Raw genomic sequence first — 19,810 nt, 5'->3', positions numbered from 1 at the left:
AAAAAAATGACAATCACTTTCACTGTTGTACTTATATTTTTCAGTATCTTTTTTCTACGTGCTTTCAACGGAAATTCGACAAACGAAGACACTTATCGTTTCATCGATCAGAATCTACGAAACTCAAATGGTACTTTTGCGACCTATATGCAGGAAGATACCGAGGAAGATGCAGACGAAGTTCAAGGAAAGGAGGCTCTTTCAGAAACTGTAGGATTGTGGATGGAATATGCCCTTACAGCTGGCAAGCAAGAGCTTTTCGAAGAAGCATATCAGCAATTGAATCAATTTTTCCTGGACCAAGACGGCTTCATTTATTGGAAGCTTTCCAAAGAAGGCGAATATGAAGAGTATATTAATGCTCTGATAGATGATGTCAGAATCATCAAAGCGCTCTGGGCCGCTCATGAAAGATGGGGCGACGATAAATATAGAGAGACGGCTGACAATATAGGAAAAGCCGTAGGAGAAAATAACGTATACGAATCAGTTATGATTGATTTCTATGATAAATCGATCGGCTACTCTTCTGATTTTCTCACTACTTCCTATTTAGGAGTAGAAGACCTGGATTTCCTTCTCGAAAAAGAATATATTACACCAGAAGTCCACGGAGAATCATTCAAGGTACTTCAAAATCTCCCGAAGAAAAACGGATTTTATCCCAAAACATACATGGTAGAGCGGGATGAATTGAAGTACGATGCAAAAATAAATATGATAGATCAATTGATTGTTGCGCTTAATTCACCCGGAGAGTCCAAAGAACTAACATCATTCATTGAAGAAGAGGTCAACACAAGAGGGACCTTGCACGGCATTTATAGCCTGAACACCAAAGAACCTCTCGTTGACTATGAATCGCCTGCTATTTATGGTCTCCTTATCAGCTATGCTATTAAATTTGATAATGAGGAGCTGGCTATGAAAACATATGATCGTTTAATCGAATTCAGAGAAAATGGTGGAGAATACAAAGGAGGTTACTCAGTCGGCGAGGATGAAAACACCCATATATTCGACAACCTCCTCCCGATGATTGCTATTGAAGAATTGAAGAATGCTGGTTGGCTTAACGAGAATTCTTAAAGTCTTTACTAATCTAAATAAACTATAAATCTAAAACTAGAAAACTTTATTGTGAATTGCACCCGATAATTAAGGAAAGTGTTATTAATTAAAATAACAGCAGTTGACCTCGATGTTACATCGGGGTCATTTTCTTTAATCCCCTCCTAATTGAAATCTATAGATATAAACACTAACTTTCCTCTTCAATTCCTCCACTGACTCATATGAACTATAGCCTATCAATGTCTTTAAAGTGATGAAAGAAAGATTCGATCGAAGTATCATTCCGATATTTGCTAAGTCACTAAATAAAATGTTCCCTATTCTTTTCCAATGATCTACTATTCCAAATCGTGCCCCTAGAAAATTGAGATAATACTCTCTTTTGAACGCTATAAAAGTTACTATCCATAAATAATTTCAATAGTGTTGATAATATCTATTTACTCTCATGCTCTATAAGCTGGAAAGAAATTAGTCGATAACTCAGTAGCTACTCTATCTTTTTTTATTTTAGTAAGCTTTTCATAGGAATGATCATCCCAAACTTTTGTGCCTATATAAAAATTTATTAAGCCATTTTTGTTCATGGATTTTTTAAAACGGAACAATCCATCATTTTCACCAGAATGACCTCCACCAAGATGGAATTTCTTATAGCCCTTACGAACTCCCCATTTGCCAACCTCATAAAATAATAAGTTATTTGGGGAAAGGGAATAATATTTAGGATTAGTTGCCCCAAGATGATAATGAATACTCTCACTGCCTTTAAGAACAATCATACCTGAAATTAATTCACCATCAATCAGGACACCAAACAATTCAACTTGATCTTTTGAAGTCATTAATTCTTCAAAATACTTCTCACTGAAATAATAACTATTCTCCGCATTATTTTTATCCATAGTAACATAGTAAAGATCAATGAATTGTTTCAAATATCTTTTTGAGGTTAAACTCTTCACTTCAGGGTTGCGTTCCTGAATCTTTCGAATTCTGTTTCTTGAAGTTGATTTCATATTTCCCCATAAAGATTCTTCATCTTTCAAATCCATATATACAGTTTTCCGATTATATTCAATATCATAGATGTCTCCAAATTGAAATGGAGTTTCGTAAAATGGATGAAATCTTACAAATTCACTGATGACTCCATGGTCTTTCAAGAAATTTGAGTATTCTTTTATAAATTCTATCTTCACTTTTTGAGTAAGATTTCCATTAACTATGATGCCTCCATACCCATAGGGAGTAGTTATATCAAAAAACTCCCCTTTGGGTAGAATTTCTTTGAATTCATCATTTTCACTGATATCACGAAAGCTTACTATATTTATAATTTGAATATCATCCTTTTCAAAATGTAGAAGAAGAGGAGTTTCCCCGAACTCAAGTTTATTTGCATAGATGTAACCTGATTGATAGTATGCATCATCGTAACAATTTTCCTTGACTATTTTGTCCCATTCTTCACTCTTGTGGAGGTCTATAATATTAAGCACTCAGCCACTCTCCTTAAATATTGAATTCATTACAAAGGGTGGTTCTAATTATTTTCACATTAACTTCGATTGTTCTTTCAAAGAAACGATTTTCTTAAAAATAGTATAGTACAACAATTCTTTAAAATCTATAAGCTCTAGTTAATTATATTTAATTTTCTGATAATTTCTAGAAAATAATTTCTAAACTCCCCCCCCACTTTATTATACAAAGAATGTAGTGATAATGCTCAATTTTTCATAGCTTCTTTTGACAGTAGTGAACAAATCAGTATATAGTTAAATTAAAACCTTCAAAGGAGAGCTTTATGACATATACTGAGCCGGATTTCATCATCGAATCGAAGCGTCTATGTGAAGAAGCCGGAATGAATCCCGAAGAAATCCCACGTCCGGATACCATATTGACCACTCAGGAACTGGAAGCGAAAAAAGACGAGTATGACGAAATCCTGGCTGTCGTCAGCTTTTTTTCAAACAAGCTTCTGGATTCCTTGAAAGGTACACCTATCCTGGTCGGGGTGGCAGATGCTGAAGGATATCTCCTGAAAGTGGAAGGCGATGAAACGATCCGTGAAACCATCAGACAGTTCGGGATCTTCCCGGGTAGTCTTTTCAGGCAGGAAGATACCGGAACGAATGTCATCAGCCTCTCTTTGGAACAGAACCATCCTATCAGCCTGGTTGGAACGAACCATTACCATACATTCCTTCATAGTACGGCCTGTTACGGAACCGCTTTCCGTTATACGGATAACAACAACCTGCTTGGCAGCTTATCCATCATGATGCCCATCGAATATAAAAACCCGTTGTTTTTGACGATGCTCTCTCAGGTGGTCGATTCCATCGAACGTGAATTGCTCCTCCGGAAACAGAACAGAAAACTGAATATCATGAATCAGATAATGCTGAGCAGGACACGAAACGGCATAGTTGTTACAGATGAGAAGGGGATTACGACAGAGTTCAATGATTTCGCTCAAAAAATCTCCGGAAACGATAAGGATTCGGTAATAGGGCGTAACATCTGTGAATCACCGGTCACGGGAGAGTTTTTCCACCAGGTATTGCAGAATGAGAAAAGCTTCTCCAATGAAATTCTCCAATTCACGGGTGAAGAAGGTGAAACCGTCGTTTGCCTCTTTGATGCCCAGCCCATCTATGAAGACGAAACTTTAGCCGGTGCCTTCGGTCAGTTCCGGGATATAACAGAACGGCACAAGCTTCAGGAAAAATACAATTACCTCGCCTATCACGATGATTTGACCGATCTTCCGAATCGCCGCTATATAAATCGCGAAACGAAAAATTCGATTGAGGAAGTACGGCAGGGAGCATCACGGAACCTGGCACTCATGTTCATCGATCTCGACCGCTTCAAAATCATCAACGATAATTTCGGACATACGTGCGGCGACCACCTTCTCGTGGAAGTCAGTAACCATCTCAAAAAATATTTAGGTGAAAAGGATGTCCTCGCCCGCATGGGAGGTGACGAATTCGTGTTCCTTCTCAAGGATTTTGAAGATGACTCCTATGCGGTCGATAAGGCAAAGAAAATCCTGCAGGAATTCCGCAACCCTTTCCAGGTGAGTGGAGAAGAGATTTACACCACCGCAAGTATCGGGATTGTCCACTATCCGGATGAATATGTGTCTCTTGAAACGTTCATGGTATATGCCGATAACGCGATGTATCAGGCGAAGTCGGACGGAAAAGACCGGTACGTCGTCTATACGACATCCTCTCTTGAAAACATGATGGAAGAATATCGTCTGGAAGCGGACTTGAGAGGGGCTCTAGAGAAAAGAGAATTCACCCTTCACTACCAGCCTCAAATCAATAACACAACAGGCGAGGTCATCGGAGTGGAAGCACTGATCCGTTGGAATCACCCGGAGCTCGGGCTTCTTTCTCCGGATAGATTCATCAGTCTTGCTGAGAAGAACGGTCTGATCACCCAGATCGGGGAGTGGGTCATCGAAGAAGCTTGCATTCAGAACAAAAAATGGCAGGACGCTGGTGGAAAACCTGTGAAAGTTTCTGTGAATATGTCCACTCAACAGTTTTTGACGAAAAACACCATTTCTCTGGTAAAAAATGTCCTTGAGCGTACCGGGCTGGCCCCGGAACACCTTGTACTTGAAATAACCGAGTATATGGCGCTGGAGTACGACAGCTCCTTCCTTGTTCTGGATGAGCTCCGAGCCAGCGGTGTCGGTATCAGCATCGACGACTTCGGAACCGGCTACAGTTCTATCAATTATCTGAAACAGTTCCGCATCGACTACATCAAGATAGACAAGTCCTTTGTCCGTGAAATCCTCCATGACCCGAACGATGCGATCATTGTAAATGCCATCATCAGTCTCGCTCACAACCTAAATATGCAGGTAATCGCTGAAGGGGTGGAAACGAGTGAACAGCTTGACTTTCTCATCCGACAAAATTGTGACGTGACTCAAGGCTTTTTCTTCAGCAAACCATTGACTGCCGAAGAAATAGAAAAATCTTATATTCGCCCGCAGGCAAATCAGGAGGATAACCGATGAAAAAACTTGCTACTATCTTAACCGATCACTTTGAACACTGGGGCCTCACCCACGTTTTCGGAATACCCGGAAAAGCGATTTCACCGATACTGTTTGAGCTTTTGAATACGGATATCGAATTCGTATTAAGCAAACATGAGGGAGCTGCCGGGTTCGAGGCTTCCGGCTATGCCATGATGAAAAACACACCAGGTGTCGCCATCGGCACATCCGGCCCCGGCGGCACCAATCTTCTGACTGCCGCAGGTCAGGCCAAAGCGTTCCATGCTCCGCTTCTCATCATTACCGGACATCCCTCCATGAAAGATACCGGAAAAGGTCAGGGACAGGATTCCAGCATGTTCGGGACAGACCTGTGCCGTATGTTCGAACCCGTGACGAAATTCAGCGCAAGAGTCGAGTATGCGGAACGTCTCGCTCCTCTCCTCTCCCATGCACTCGAAAAAGCTGTGACAGAAGTACAAGGACCGGTACACCTCTCTATCCCATTCGATATCCTTCTCGATGAAACGGAGCCTTTTCTACTTGATCTCCCGAATCGGACTCCAACGATTTCACCAGAAACGGAGAATCTTATTCCCCTGCTGAATCGAGCGGAAAAACCGGTTCTTTTCGTCGGTAAAGGAGTACATGCGAGCCGCGCTTATGAAGAAGTGGAAAAAGTTGCAGAGCATTGGCAGATCCCTGTCGTTACCACCCCCGGAGGGAAGGGCGCCTTCCGCACGGATCACAACCTCTCTCTCGGTGGCTTCGGGCTTGGAGGTACGGAAGAAGCAGCGGAATATTTAAAAGGGAAAACCGACCTGATGCTTGTTCTCGGCACAAGATTGAGCGATATGAGTCTTCCCGGGTTCACGGATGATATGTTACCGGATCAAGTCTTCCATTTCGACTACGACCCTACTTTCATCGGGAAATCACTGTTTACAGAAACGACGGCGGTTCTCGGAGATCTTAAAGCGAATCTTCAAACCCTACTTTCACAGTCTTCAACCGGGATCTCCCATTTACGCGAACTTCCTGAACCGAAACAGCCCCCTGAACCGGCCCCAACCGAACGAATGTCTGCTGTATCCGTGATCAACGCTATGCGTAACACACTCTCCGATGATACGATCCTATTCGGTGATGACGGGAGTCATTCCTTTTATGGCATCAGACATTTCGATATCCGTAAACCCGGTACATACTTCTTCGACGACATCTTCGGCGCCATGGGGAACGGAATCGGGTTCTCTGTAGGTGCAGCACTTGCAGACCCTGGCGCTCCTGTCGTATGCCTGACCGGTGATGGCTGTATGTTCATGCACGGGACGGAGATTTCCACCGCATATAACTATAATGCGCCCGTCTTGTTCATTATTATGAATAATGAACGGCTCGACATGGTGGAAAAAGGAATGCGTAAAATGATAGGTACTTCTATCGGTGGTGTGTATGAAACTCCATTGGATGGTAAAGTCTTTGCGAACTCTATGGGCCTTGATGCATATAAATGCCACACCTCTGAAGACATTGAAAAAGCTGTCATAACAGCACTTCAAACAATAAAAGACACAAACAAACCAGTAGTCATCGAAGCAATCATCGACGGCGATGAAATACCACCGACCATGGGGAGGCAATAAAATGACAGATAACAGATACGAGACAGGTAAGAAAGCGATGGAGGAGCTTTTCTCACAGGAAGTGCGAAAGGGAATGGAAGGGATGAAGGACATCTCCCCGGATCTATGGGAAATGATTGTCTCTTTCGGTTTCGGGGATCTTTATTCCCGCCAGGCTCTCAGTTTCTCCCAACGTGAAATCGTAACGATCACTTCTCTGATCACCCAGGGAGCATTCGATCAACTGAGAGTGCACCTCCAGGCTGCGCTCAATGTCGGGTTGTCCAAAGAGGAAATCATTGAAGTCATCATCCACTGCGCCGGTTACGTAGGATTTCCGAAGGCCGTCCAGGCGATGGGAATCGCAGGTGAGGTGTTTGAGGAACATGCCGACAGTTCTTCAGAGTGAGTCGAGCCTCCCCTTTTCTTAGTATTAGTCTGGTGAAATCTACTCCGATGGATGTTAACTTGTCGAGGAGGCCTTGCTAATCCTGTGACGCCCCATTTTCCCCTCCTCACATCAGTAATGAACTTCAATAGAACTATATAAAAGCGGAGGTGATATTCCATCACTTCCGCTTTTATTAGTCAAATAGACGTGTCGAGAACGTTTCTCCGATATGCTCTACTACAGAACCGAATTCTTCCTGTCTGAAGGCTTCGTGCATTAGTTGCAAAAATCTATATACCCGCTCAGGATAATACATAACAGAAGAACTTCACTTCTATGTTAAGGTACACTTTTCCCTTTACTCCTTTCTTACTCTGGTTTTCACCGATCCGAACAGATAAATCACTCCCGTGAGCCAGAACACACTCGAAACACTCACTACCTGCGCCACTGTTCCGAACAATAGCGGAGAAGTCACCTGAACAAAGCGATTCGCAGTAATACGAACGCCGAGACCCTGACTGATTACATCCCGTGGCAGCGAGTTGAGAGCGGTTGAAATGGATAAAGGCTGCCCCAGGCCTACTCCAAGGCCTAGTATGAAAGCCAACACTCCTATGACATAGACGTAATCAAAAAACGGTAGTAACAGGAACATCAGACCTGATACGAGTACCGAGGAGAGAATGACTGTGTTTCTTTCGAATCTGGAAAGGAAAAACGTCATTCCCCACCTTACTAGAAGCCCGGCAAGCGCATTCGCCGAGACGATCAGACCTATCGCTGTACCTGAAAATCCCATTTCCACACCAAGAAGCGGGAAAAAGGAGGTGAAGGCGTCCTTACCGGTCAGAATCATCGTGCTGATATAGATAGCCCTCCGGAAATTCACGATCCCTACAAGCTCTCCCATCGGTGCTTTACGCTTTTCCTCCTGATCATCAGGATCCTGGTTCTTTTCTTTAGTCAGCCAGAATGTCATGACTACCGCAATCAGACCTATTATACTGAGGACTAAAAAAGCGGCAGATGTACTTATTGCATCCGCAATGCTTCCACCGATTGCCGGACCTAGAAACGTTCCGGTTGCAGCTCCGATACTGAACTTCATTACGTGGTGATCACGTTTGGCTCCGTCATTCGACTGCCCGACGTAACTTTGAGCAGCGATGATAAAAGTCGTATGAAAGGCTCCTGCTAAAACCTGAGAGGTGATCAGGCCTGCAAGGGACGTCCAGAAAAACGGCAGACTGAGTCCGGCCATCGCCAAAGTGGCACTGATAAGAAGCGTTCCCTTGCTCCCCTGCACGTTGATGAATCGACCTATGTAGACTGATAAAAATAGCGGCAGTAATGGGAAGAGGGCAATGATTATACCGATCTGAAAGGAAGATGCTCCGAGTTCATTGCCGAGAATCGCCACTAGCGGCCTTGTTCCCATTCCGGCAGTCATGAAGAATATTGATATTATAGCAAGCAGTGTATAATCTTTTTCTTTCACCATTGGAAAAATCCTTCCATCCAAAGTAATTTCTTATTATTATACTAAAAAATTATAAGAAGCACTAAGTAAGCATACCTGCCGAGAATATCGAGTAGGAGGAGGTGACTAACCTCCGTCCTCTCACACCACCGTACGTACGGTTCCGTATACGGCGGTTCAATACGTTGAGTGTGCTTTCTTGAAAAGCTGATTGAGATTTTTCAATCCAGCCTTTTCAAGACTGTCATTTCCTATCGTTCTATGAAGGATATGGCTACAGGCAATACGCCAGTAACCTTTCCTTGTGTTTGCCCATTCCCAGGCTTTCTGCCTGGAAATCTTTAATTTCACAAGGTATCGATATTTGGTTTGGACCTTTTTCCAACGTTTCCATATGACTTGTCGCATCCGAGGTCTCAGCCATTGGTCTATGCGTTGGATATATCCCTTCATATAACTGATGCCGTAGTAGGTAATCCATCCGGTTGTTACTTCGTTCACTTCTTTCATGATGTGACGGATGGAACCACTACGTTTGCGACTCGTCTTTTCTCTGAGTTTCTTTTCGAATTTCTTTTTCGATTTGAAATGAGGGCGGAAGCCAACCCCGTCTTTGGTGGTATGTAGGCAGAAACCCAGAACCTTTCGTTTCGTCGGGCTGCCCACTTCACTTTTCTGACGGTTCACGGTAAGTTTTAAGTTATTCTCCAGGAAGGCGGTCACGCTATCCATGACTCTGTGTCCTGCTTTTCTGGATGTCACGTAAATATTACAGTCATCGGCATATCGAACGAATCTATGTCCTCGTTTCTCCAGTTCCTTATCCAGTTGATCGAGATAAATGTTACTCAGTAGAGGGGAGAGATCCCCCCCCTTGTGGGCATCCTATTTCCGTGGGATAGACAGCACCATCTACGGATACGCCACTTCTGAGAAATTTACGGATAAGTCGAAGAACGACGGGGTCTTCCACATGTTCCCCGATATGGTACATCAGTTTATCGTGATTCACGGTATCGAAGTACTGTTCCATGTCGATATCCACCACGGTGCGATGTCCCTCTTCATAGTATTCTTTCGCTCGACGTATGGCATCGTGAGCGTTTCGATTCGGCCTGAACCCGAAACTGTTATCCGAGAACGTGGGGTCTATGGTTCTTTCTAATACTTGGAGTATCGCCTGTTGAACCAGACGGTCTTTGACGGTAGGGATACCCAGTTTCCGTTTGGACCCGTCCTCTTTATCTATTTCCGCACGCCTGACAGGCGAAGGCTCATAAGAGCCATCTTTAATTTCAGAGATGAGCGTGCGCTTATTCAAAACTAAATAAGCGTACAGTTCTTGGACGTTCATCCCGTCTACACCTGCGGCACCTTTATTGGCTTTCACTTTTTCGTAGGCCCTATTCAGATTTGTACGACTGGCGATTTTGTCTATGACATAAAACACACCATCTTTTCCATCCGTTTCACCACAAGAGATGCTACACGCTTCTACATTTCTTTCGGATTCCATCCTATTCTCCTGTAGATAGCCGCCGTCAGGCGTTGGCTGTGATTTCTGCATCCTTCCACCTCCACGGTTTCCAAGATTCCTATTGTTCAGCCCTTCGTCCCTGTAGGGACTACTATGGCTTCGGCTGACTTCTTACAATTCACCAGAACATCACTGATCTGGTTGTTCCTGTGGAAAATCTCTTTCCTCTTGGCGGGAACCCTTGTAAGACCTCCCCGGGTAAGAGCTATAACTTTCCTCCCATGTAACTGCTGTATTTACTGCCTGGAATTCGGGCAGTATCGGACTTCACTTTGTTGTGCAAACTCGTCCGTTCCAAGACAGCCTTTTATACAGTTCCTATCCGTCAGTCCGGGATTTTGCCTTCGGCTTCCTTCAGATTCCACCTCACGATGGACACACTTGCCATTGGCTAACAGTTCCTACTGCCAAGCCTGTAGTGGACTTTCACCACCTAGTTATAGCCCATGCCGGGCACACACAAAAAAGAACATCTGCCCATGACAGATGTTCTCATTTTTTCTCTTCGTCTACCGGCAAAAAGTCGAAAATCTCCCCGGACTCGATCGAATCGGCCAATCGTTCAAGCCATTTGCAGTATTTACGGTAGTCTTCGAGCTGATCATAATCCAGCTTAGCTCTTTCCCGCGCTTCCTCATCGGCTTCTTCATCATCGATCACCTGCTGAAGGATATCTTCCGCGTAGTTGATGGCAGTGAGGTTCAACTTGGCTTCTCTTTCCCACTTGTTTCCGAAAAAGTGGGAGAAGTACTTGAAGAAATTCTTCTCGGCCCGGTACGAATCTTTCCGTGAGCCCTTCTTCCATACTTTCTGCACAATGCTGACTTCCTGCAGGTTTCTGACGGCGATACTCATACTCGGTTTACTCATACCAAGGTCGTCCTTCATGTCATCAAGGGTCATTGGTTCATGTTTGAAATACATCCTGGCAAACAGACGACCGGTGGAAGGCGTGATACCATAAAGATCCATGGTTTCCGCAATGGAATTGACGACCGCCCCTTCCGCTTCTTCAATCATTGCTTCCGGCTGCTTTTTCAAAGAAAGTCCCCCTTTCTTTTACCATTTTAAACATTTAATTCATTCAATATATATTAACAGTCACGTACACTATAACACAAAAAGAAATCAGGAGCCTGCTTAGACCCCTGATTCACTTTAACATATGCTTACTTGTTCACTGTGCCTGCATCGGCGGGATGGACGCCGTGCTGATAGTAGTCGATATATTCCGGTTCGAGCGGTTTTCTGCCGAGAATGATATCTGATGCTTTCTCCGCAAGCATCAGTACGGGAGCGTGGATGTTTCCGTTTGTCACATACGGCATTGCGGAGGCATCCACTACACGAAGGTTGTCCATTCCGTGAACTTTCATCGTTTTCGGATCGACGACAGCCATCGGATCGGAGGCCGGCCCCATTTTCGCTGTGCAGCTCGGGTGAAGTGCCGTTTCCGCATCTTCAGCTACCCAGTCGAGGATTTCATCTTCTGTCTGGACGGATGGTCCCGGTGAAAGTTCACCACCATTGTAAGGCTTCATCGCCGGCTGATCCATGATTTCACGAGTGACCCGTACAGCTTCGACCCATTCCCGCTTATCCTGCTCGGTGGAAAGGTAATTGTACACCATGCTCGGATGAGCTTTCGGGTCGTTCGACTGTATTTTCAGGGAGCCGCGTGCATCGGAGTACATCGGTCCGATGTGCACCTGGAACCCATGCTCCACCGGTGCTTTTTGTCCATCGTAACGGACCGCTACCGGAAGGAAGTGATACATCAGGTTCGGGTAATCGACGTCTTCATTCGAACGGACGAAACCTCCGCCTTCAAAATGGTTCGTCGCAGCTGGTCCTTTCCGGCCGAGTAACCATTGCAGCCCGATCCACGGCATTTTCGTCTTCTTCAGGCTCGGTTGTTGGGATACCGGTTCCGGACAGGCGTGCTGTATATAAACCTCCAGATGATCCTGCAGATTTTCCCCCACACCGGGAAGATGAACTTTCGGCTGAACGCCTACAGAACGGAGGTGATCCTTATCACCGACCCCGGAAAGCTGAAGCAGTTGCGGTGTGTTGATTGCGCCTCCGGAGAGCACGACTTCGTCTGCTTTCACGTAATGTTCTTTTCCGTTCCGCTTATATGTCAGACCACGGGCTTTGTCGCCGTCGATATCGATATGCTGTACGAACGCGCGTGTTTTCACTGTAAGGTTATTCCGGTGCATCGCCGGGCGCAGATAAGCCCGGGATGTGGAGAGTCTTCTTCCTTTGTACACGTGTTTATCGAACGGGGCGAACCCTTCCTGACGAAATCCGTTCACATCTGGCGTGCGGGGATGACCCGCTTCGACAGCCGCATTGAAAAATGCCTGGAACAGCGGACTTGTAGCCGGACCCCGTGTCAGCTTAATCGGGCCATCATGACCGCGGAATTCATCATCTTTATCGGAATCGAGGGCATTCTCGAGACGTTTGAAATATGGCAGGCAGTGGGCGAAATCCCACGTGCTCATTCCTTCATCCGCTCCCCAGCGCTCGTAGTCTTTCGGATTTCCGCGCTGATAAATCATGCCGTTGATTGAACTCGATCCACCGAGTACTTTTCCACGGGCATGCTTGATGCGACGTCCATGCATGTATGGTTCAGGGTCCGATTCATATTTCCAGTCATACAGGGATTTTCCTGCCGGGTACGGCAAAGCTGCCGGCATCTGAATCAGAAGGTCCCACGCATAGTCGCTGCGCCCCGCTTCCAATACAAGAACACTTTTCGTCCCGTCCTCGCTCAGCCGGTCGCCGAGGATCGACCCCGCGCTTCCGGCACCTATGACAACAATATCGTATGCTTCACTCATGTAAAAATCCTCCTCATTAGTCAGTGATTATTTGAACCAGTGAATCGGTTCAGGCTTCAGGTTTCTGTATATATGCTTCGTTTCCGTATATTCTTCAAGTCCCGGCTTACCGAGTTCACGGCCGATGCCGGACTGTTTGTATCCACCCCACGGCGCCTGTGCGAAATACGGATGGAAGTCGTTGATCCAGACCGTACCCATGCGCATTTTTGCAGCGGCACGTTCCGCTTTGTCGATATCAGTGGTGAATACCGCTCCGGCCAGACCATAAATCGAATCGTTCGCCAGTTTCACCGCTTCTTCTTCCGTCTCGAACCGCTCTACGGTAAGAACCGGTCCGAACACTTCCTCCTGCACAATTCTCATATCAGAGGTGCACTCTGTGAAAATCGTCGGCAGGTAGAAGAAACCATTCTGAAGCTCTTCATCTTCCGGACGTGCTCCGCCGATCAGGAGATTCGCTCCTTCTTCTTTACCGATTTCCACGTAGTTCTCCACTTTGCCGCGGTGCTCCGCCGAGATAAGGGGACCGGACTGTGTATCTTCCTTGAAGCCGTCCCCGAGCTTGATACGCTTGGCGCGTGCCGTAAGTTCCTCGACGAATTCGTCATGGATGGAATCTTCGATGATCAACCGGGAGCCTGCCGAGCAGACCTGACCGGCATGGAAAAATGCAGCGTTCAACGCCTGATCGACTGCCGTTTCGAAATCAGCATCCGCGAATACGACGTTCGGGTTCTTCCCTCCGAGTTCAAGCGCGATTTTTTTCACGTTTCCGCTTGCCGTCTGCATGATTTTCTTACCTGTATCGATACCGCCGGTGAAGGAAATCAAATCGACATCCCCGCTTTCCGCGAGTTCATTTCCGACGGTCGCTCCGGCTCCGAGCACGAGATTGGCGACACCTGCAGGGACACCCGCTTCTTCTATCAGTTCCGTCACTTTCACGGTCGTAAGCGGTGTGATCTCGCTCGGTTTCATGACGATCGTGTTCCCGGCAGCAAGCGCAGGAGCGATTTTCCAGGCTGCCTGCAGCAGCGGATAGTTCCAAGGAGTGATCTGACCGCAGACACCCACCGGTTCCCGCACGACTTTACTCTGACTATCCGGAATCGGAGACTCGATCACTTCGCCCCCGTCTTTGTCCGCGATGCCTGCGAAATAGCGGAAAACGCCGGCGATGTCATCCATATCCACGCGGCTCTCTTCCACTGTCTTACCGGTATCGAACGTTTCCAGCTTTGCGAGTTCTTCCCGGTCCCGCTCTATCAGTTCCGCTATGCGAAGAACTTTCTGACCACGCTCCGCCCCTGGGGTGTGCTGCCATTCCCCATGGTCGAACGCTTCTCTTGCAGCAGCGATGGCACGTTTCGCATCTTCCGCGTTTCCTTCCGCCGCTGTAGCTACGACTTCCTGATTATAAGGATTGATGATTTCTCTCGTTTCTCCGGAACGGGCGTCTACCCATTCCCCATTGATAAACATTTGTTTCATTTTTGCTACCTCCTCTGTTTCGTTTATTTTATTTAATTATTTTTAAACGTTTTTAACAATTTTCATGCTAGCATAGGGTTTTTATGTTGTAAACAGCTAGTCATTAAACTTTTCGGTTCCAAGGCGGAGATTTTATTGAGCCCTTAATGGATGGAAAATGTATAAACCTTCATTCTTTTCATTCATTTTGAACTCTTCGATTCGTTTCTTCGGTTCGTTTAAAGCCGACTGTTGATGGCCGGAGTGGAACGACCTCAGTGTGTTCCCGGAATTTCACAGTCAAACCGACCGGAAGATGACCGCCTAAAACGTGTAAAAAAGTAGTAAGTTTTAACGAAGCCAACTCTTTATCTATCAATACGTCCTTCAAATGCTGATTCCGGTATATACCGTCCAGCCATCTCACTTTTAAAAATCCGTTGAGCCATTGCCGCTGTGGTGCTGATTCCGGTTTTTCCCCCGTCACTGAGTTGACATTATTTTTATCTACGTTACAGTAATACATGTTGATTGTTTAATAATTATTAAACGTTTTAAATTAATTAAGCACAACGGTACCGTTTCAAGCGATCGATCGCCAGTAAAACAATTAAAAAATTATTTTAAGGAGTGATCTCGTGCAGCCGCAACCATCTGCAACGCCAGACAGGAAGCAGGATAATAAAAATAAAAATTATGAAAAAGCAGGATTATTAGGGTTTATAGGATTACTGCTGGTAGTAGCCGTATACGTAGCCTTCACCGGAAACGACGTCAATTGGGGAGCTCTTGTATTCATGTTCATCTCCTATGCGATTATTTTCTATATAGGATCAGTTACAGCCGGGAAAAAATCGGACAGCGCCTCGGATATGATGGTCGCCGGTCGTTCCATGCCGTTGTGGGTAGCTATGTTCACGATGACCGCAACCTGGGTCGGAGGAGGCTACATAGCCGGTACAGCCGAAACGACGTTCGCTTCAGGTGTCGTCTGGGCGCAGGCTCCATGGGGGTACGGCCTCAGTCTGATCATCGGCGGTATTTTCTACGCACGTAAAATGAGAAGGTATGAGTTCACCACGATGCTAGACCCGCTTGAAGTCCGTTTCGGGAAAAAAGTGGCGGGAGTGTTGTATCTGCCCGCATTACTAGGGGAATTGTTCTGGAGTGCCGCTATTCTGGTTGCGCTCGGAACGACATTCGGCCTGATTCTCGGACTCGACTTCACCACATCCATCATCATCTCAGCTATCATAGCCGTCGCCTACACATTCGTCGGCGGTATGTGGTCCGTCGCCCTCACCGACGTTGCACAAATCATCATGATCATCATCGGCATGTTCCTCGTCGTTCCATTCGCCCTCTCCGAAGTCGGAGGGCTGGGACAAGCCTGGGGAGCTTATAAAGAAGGGATGGCCGGATTTACGAATCTTCTGCCGCCACTCGATGGATGGAATCATCCAGACTGGGGCAATTATTACTGGAACTGGTGGGACTATGCATTGCTGTTGATTTTCGGGGGAATCCCGTGGCAGGTATATTTCCAACGTGTACTCTCTGCGAAAAATGAAAAAACAGCGATGTGGTTATCAATCGCAGCCGGATTCCTTTGCATCATTCTTGCCGTACCGGCCGTTATGATCGGTGTTGCAGGTTTCTCCGCTGACTGGGCGAGCTACGGCATCGAAGGTCCTGGTGCCGCTTCGGAAATACTCGCTTATGTCGTCAACTATATGTCACCTTATCTCGTAGCGATTGTCGCCCTCGGTGCCATAGCGGCAGCGGTCATGTCATCGATGGATTCTTCCATCCTCTCCGCTTCTTCCATGGCGGCCTGGAACATTTACCGTCCGCTCGTGAAACCGAAAGCGAACGGCAGAGACATCAAGCGCACGATTCGCGTGTCCATCATTCTCATCGGGCTCGCAGCAACGATTGTCGCCTTGAACATCGACAGTGTGTACACTCTTTGGTACTTATGTGCCGATCTCGTCTACTGTATGCTGTTCCCTCAGCTGACGACGGCACTGTTTGATAAAAAAGCGAACACGTACGGAGCGATTGCAGGACTTTCCGTGTCTCTCTTCCTTCGTCTCGGTGGCGGTGAACCGGCACTCGGACTCCCGGCTTTTCTTCCGTATCCGATGATAGAAGATGGCGTCGTGTTGTTTCCATTCCGGACGCTCGCGATGGTTTCCGGACTACTGACGATCATCGTAGTGTCACGTCTCACGCAGAAATCTTGTCCTCCTCAGCCACTTCGCAAGCTGAAGACGGAAATGCAGGACGAATAGTTTCATTTGAACCAGGCAGCTGATCAGAGCTGCCTGGTTTTTTTTGGAAGGTTATATAAGGTGTTCGGAGGTTGTAACAGGGGCTGAACACCTCAAAAATTATCTTGTGTGGTGCTCAGTGGCTCTATCTTCTTCTGAGCACCTTATACATTGACAATATGTGGTGCTCACAAGGCTAATACCTACCTGAACACTTTACAAATACAAAAGAAGCTACCTGGGCTAAGATCTCTGGCCGAAATTTCTTTTGTGCGACGTTCAGCACTTGAAGTGGGCTCCGAACACGTCATAAGTTATTTTTCACGGTATTCAGTCTACGTACAGCACATTTTGGATTGACTCATTTATGATATTATTTCATTGTTCAAAAGACCTTTATTCTGATACTTTCCTCCTAAACTTCACCCAACTCATGTCGATATGATAAATATATCCAATTTAAACCGAAACACTTACACACGTACATTAGAACACCTTAAGGGATACAAAAAATTTTCCTACCTATAGATCTATAGTCTTACACACCAACAGATTGAAGTATTTTCAAAAAGCAGGTCAAAGCTGGAAGGTGATTCCATGAACTACACAGAAACATTATACGAAAAGAACCTCATTTTCTATCAACAATTGAATAGTCGGTTCACCATCGAAGAATGGGAGGACACCAGATCTCTACTCACTTCGGGGGATAAGTTGCGTTTTCATGAAACGTTGATGAAACGGGAAGGGGCTGAGGAAACGGCTCCGGACGACACAGAGTGGGAGAGTATCAAGTTCAGATGGAAGAACATGCTGGTAGCTTCGACCTGCCACCATCATTTTCAGCCTTCCGTCCAGATCTTCTCTCTGATGAAAACAATTGATGAAATGGGACCGGAGTCCATTCAGGAAGGTGCACAATTTCTGACTGAGAAAATATTTTCGCTTTTTGAGGAGAAGGAAGCTGGGGACAACGATTTCTATTCCCGGCACGTCAAACGGTCGAGGAATTTCATCGATCGTTCGCTGCAGAATCCGGCGCTCCGCCTTACGATGATTGCGGAAGAACTCCAATTATCGCCACCTTATCTGTCAAAGCTATTCCACGAGGAAGCCGGAGAATCGATCACTACATATATCCATAAAAAGAAGATCGAATCATCCGTCGATAAATTGATGTTCAGCAACTCGTCGATCAGTGACATAGCGGCAGAATGCGGCTACACCTCCTCCACGACGTTCTGTCGTAAATTCAAAGAACTGAGAGGGACGACACCTTTGAAGTACAGACGCACCTACAGTATGTAAAGTCTCTGCCGGATTATATATATATCCATGTAGATCGAATTCTTTCAATGAAACCCCATCCCTCCACTAAGGATGAGGTTTTTTTGCGATGTTCGAATCTCCGACATCGTTCTGATCACCTGAAAATCCCACACCAATCAAAAAAAGCGGACCCCTGATCTATCAGGAGGCCCGCCTTTATTCGGATACTATTCTTTTAATGGAAGTCCCCGTTCCGTGCGTATAATTCTGCGGACAAGATAGACCCCTATGGAGATCGCTATTACAAACAGCGCCACCGGCAGAACGAATACCGTTACGAGATAAGAAAGATAGCTGCTGCCCTCTTTCGGAAAGGCGACATCGTTCTCGAGAATATCTTCTTTCAGTACCGCATATACGTTTCCGTCCTGACTGCCTGCAATCAGATGATCGTTCATAAGCAGAGGACCGGAGGGAGCCAGTGTATCGCCGATCCAGCGCTCCCCTTCCACTTCGCCACTGTCGGTGTGGATCGCGAATACGAATCCTTCCGTGTCAGCGAAATAGACGATTCCATCTTCGGCGACTGGAGGAGCTTTGGCGGCATTCGCTTCGAATGTCCACGCTTTCTCGCCGCTTTCAGCATCCAGGGAATAGAACTCTTGTGTAATAGGGCTGGCCACATAGACATGATCTTCATAGATCATCGGTGCACCTGATTTATTGTTCTTCACCATTTCCCCGTCTCCGAGACTGTTCTCCCAGACGAACTCGCCGCTTTCCATATCCATCGCATATGCTTTGTGGTTGTATTTTTCAACCGGATATTTTCCGGCCTGACCCGGGAAGACGCGGCTCCATATGTTCTGATACACGTCCGGAGCTCCGTTTTTATCATAAGATTCCTTCAATGTTCGTACGTCTTCCGAACCTTCGACGGCTGTCGTGATGACTTTTCCGTCATGGATGACGGGTGGAACGTCATCGAGTCCCGCTTCCACGTTTTCAAAAGGAGTCGTCCAGGCGACTTCCTGCGATTCGACATCAATACCGAGGAACGCGTATTCTCTGTCTCCGGAGACCCCTCCGACATAAAGCATACCGTCACTCAGCACAGGAGAAGACATACTACTCCGGTAGCCGAGATCGATCGACCATTTCTCTTCGCCGGTTCCAGGGTCGAGCGCATACAGCATCGCTCCTCCGGTGACGACGTACAACGCATCTCTTTCGTCATCATAAACCGGTGTAGGCATCACTGTACCATCCGTGCTGAACTGCCAAAGGGTCTCACCGGTCTTGGAATCCACACTCATGACTCCGCTCTCTCCGGTCCCTCTCAGTTCACTGCTCTGGAACATACGGTTCCCATATCCGACAAAAAGCTGTTCATCGTTGTAAATCATCTCCGAATGCACCCAGTTCGGTGCGGACGTTTCCCAGTTCTGATTCTCGATCACCAGATTATAAGCCTGTAGAGTCCCTGTACCATGATTACCGATGAAAATTTTATTACCGATCACGACAGGGGTAGAACGCACTTCTCCGTCCGTTTCGATGTACTGATCGAATTCCTTCGAGTACTCACTGTTGTAAACCGGGTTGTTCTGTTCATTCATACGGTACTGATGCCACTCGTCCGGCCCTATAGATGGAGAGGCCTGGACGCTTCCTGCTCCGATAACACAGAGTACGAACGCCAAACATAAACCTGAAAGTTTCTTTCCGTAACTTGCCAACATACTTCCTCCTTCTTCTTTCCCCGTTTCCTGCGACAGAACCAGTGATGAC

At 46.2% G+C, this 19,810-nt stretch carries 12 protein-coding genes and 1 pseudogene; 6 read left to right on the top strand and 7 right to left on the bottom strand.

The window, feature by feature from the left end; all coding sequences use genetic code 11:
• The first annotated feature begins 6 nt into the window (after nt 1-6).
• Complete coding sequence (locus BW944_RS05365; protein ID WP_076557505.1) at nt 7-1,089, top strand: glycosyl hydrolase family 8; 1,083 nt, start codon at nt 7-9, stop codon at nt 1,087-1,089.
• Between the two features lie 431 nt (nt 1,090-1,520).
• Here BW944_RS05365 and BW944_RS05360 read toward each other — a convergent pair whose 3' ends face one another.
• The gene (locus BW944_RS05360) at nt 1,521-2,576 is read right to left on the bottom strand and encodes a lipid II:glycine glycyltransferase FemX (RefSeq protein ID WP_076557504.1); all 1,056 of its coding nucleotides are present in this window, start codon (nt 2,574-2,576) and stop codon (nt 1,521-1,523) included.
• A gap of 308 nt (nt 2,577-2,884) precedes the next feature.
• Here BW944_RS05360 and BW944_RS05355 point away from each other — a divergent pair, with 308 nt between their 5' ends.
• From BW944_RS05355 to BW944_RS05345, 3 genes are read left to right on the top strand one after another with little or no spacing between them, the layout of a single operon-like run.
• On the top strand, nt 2,885-5,131 hold the full coding sequence (locus BW944_RS05355; RefSeq protein WP_076557502.1) for an EAL domain-containing protein: 2,247 nt from the start codon (nt 2,885-2,887) through the stop codon (nt 5,129-5,131).
• A complete protein-coding gene (locus BW944_RS05350) occupies nt 5,128-6,759 on the top strand; it encodes a thiamine pyrophosphate-binding protein (RefSeq protein ID WP_076557500.1) in 1,632 nt (543 codons plus the stop codon). Before BW944_RS05355 ends, BW944_RS05350 begins: the two co-directional genes overlap by 4 nt.
• Nucleotide 6,760: 1 nt before the next feature.
• Nucleotides 6,761-7,147 carry a carboxymuconolactone decarboxylase family protein gene (locus tag BW944_RS05345; protein WP_076557498.1) on the top strand — a complete coding sequence of 129 codons (387 nt, stop codon included), beginning with the start codon at nt 6,761-6,763 and terminating at the stop codon, nt 7,145-7,147.
• A 340-nt stretch (nt 7,148-7,487) separates the two neighbouring features.
• Here BW944_RS05345 and BW944_RS05340 read toward each other — a convergent pair whose 3' ends face one another.
• The 5 genes and pseudogenes from BW944_RS05340 to betB all read right to left on the bottom strand — a co-directional run bounded on the left by BW944_RS05340 (nt 7,488) and on the right by betB (nt 14,498).
• Entirely contained in the window at nt 7,488-8,633 is a 1,146-nt protein-coding gene (locus BW944_RS05340) for an MFS transporter (RefSeq protein ID WP_076557496.1), read from the bottom strand.
• A 156-nt stretch (nt 8,634-8,789) separates the two neighbouring features.
• A pseudogene (ltrA, locus tag BW944_RS15440) lies at nt 8,790-10,128 on the bottom strand (group II intron reverse transcriptase/maturase).
• A 513-nt stretch (nt 10,129-10,641) separates the two neighbouring features.
• Nucleotides 10,642-11,190 carry a choline uptake/conversion transcriptional regulator CudC gene (gene cudC, locus BW944_RS05330; RefSeq protein ID WP_159438157.1) on the bottom strand — a complete coding sequence of 183 codons (549 nt, stop codon included), beginning with the start codon at nt 11,188-11,190 and terminating at the stop codon, nt 10,642-10,644.
• A gap of 128 nt (nt 11,191-11,318) precedes the next feature.
• Nucleotides 11,319-13,004 (bottom strand): choline dehydrogenase, encoded by a 1,686-nt coding sequence (gene betA, locus BW944_RS05325; RefSeq protein WP_076557494.1) that lies wholly within the window; start codon nt 13,002-13,004, stop codon nt 11,319-11,321.
• Nucleotides 13,005-13,031: 27 nt separating this feature from the next.
• Nucleotides 13,032-14,498 carry a betaine-aldehyde dehydrogenase gene (gene betB, locus BW944_RS05320; protein WP_076557492.1) on the bottom strand — a complete coding sequence of 489 codons (1,467 nt, stop codon included), beginning with the start codon at nt 14,496-14,498 and terminating at the stop codon, nt 13,032-13,034.
• A gap of 617 nt (nt 14,499-15,115) precedes the next feature.
• Here betB and BW944_RS05315 point away from each other — a divergent pair.
• Nucleotides 15,116-16,771, top strand: a complete 1,656-nt coding sequence (locus tag BW944_RS05315) for a high affinity choline transporter 1 (protein ID WP_076557490.1) — start codon at nt 15,116-15,118, stop codon at nt 16,769-16,771.
• Nucleotides 16,772-17,347: 576 nt separating this feature from the next.
• Nucleotides 17,348-18,058 (top strand): helix-turn-helix transcriptional regulator, encoded by a 711-nt coding sequence (locus BW944_RS05310; protein ID WP_076557488.1) that lies wholly within the window; start codon nt 17,348-17,350, stop codon nt 18,056-18,058.
• Between the two features lie 188 nt (nt 18,059-18,246).
• Here BW944_RS05310 and BW944_RS05305 read toward each other — a convergent pair whose 3' ends face one another.
• Entirely contained in the window at nt 18,247-19,758 is a 1,512-nt protein-coding gene (locus BW944_RS05305; protein ID WP_159438153.1) for an outer membrane protein assembly factor BamB family protein, read from the bottom strand.
• Nucleotides 19,759-19,810: the final 52 nt, after the last annotated feature.

The sequence above is a fragment of the Salimicrobium flavidum genome (assembly GCF_900156645.1).
GTDB lineage: Bacteria > Bacillota > Bacilli > Bacillales > Halobacillaceae > Salimicrobium > Salimicrobium flavidum.
Note: the sequence above shows the minus strand (reverse complement) of the source record. Positions and strands in the feature narration are given on the sequence as shown.

What these genes read in the sequence shown, in the direction of transcription:
- BW944_RS05365 (WP_076557505.1), top strand. Translation starts at nt 7, where the DNA reads ATGACAATCACTTTCACTGTTGTACTTATATTTTTCAGTATCTTTTTT.
- BW944_RS05355 (WP_076557502.1), top strand. Translation starts at nt 2,885, where the DNA reads ATGACATATACTGAGCCGGATTTCATCATCGAATCGAAGCGTCTATGT.
- BW944_RS05350 (WP_076557500.1), top strand. Translation starts at nt 5,128, where the DNA reads ATGAAAAAACTTGCTACTATCTTAACCGATCACTTTGAACACTGGGGC.
- BW944_RS05345 (WP_076557498.1), top strand. Translation starts at nt 6,761, where the DNA reads ATGACAGATAACAGATACGAGACAGGTAAGAAAGCGATGGAGGAGCTT.
- BW944_RS05340 (WP_076557496.1), bottom strand. Translation starts at nt 8,633, where the DNA reads ATGGTGAAAGAAAAAGATTATACACTGCTTGCTATAATATCAATATTC.
- betA (WP_076557494.1), bottom strand. Translation starts at nt 13,004, where the DNA reads ATGAGTGAAGCATACGATATTGTTGTCATAGGTGCCGGAAGCGCGGGG.
- betB (WP_076557492.1), bottom strand. Translation starts at nt 14,498, where the DNA reads ATGAAACAAATGTTTATCAATGGGGAATGGGTAGACGCCCGTTCCGGA.
- BW944_RS05310 (WP_076557488.1), top strand. Translation starts at nt 17,348, where the DNA reads ATGAACTACACAGAAACATTATACGAAAAGAACCTCATTTTCTATCAA.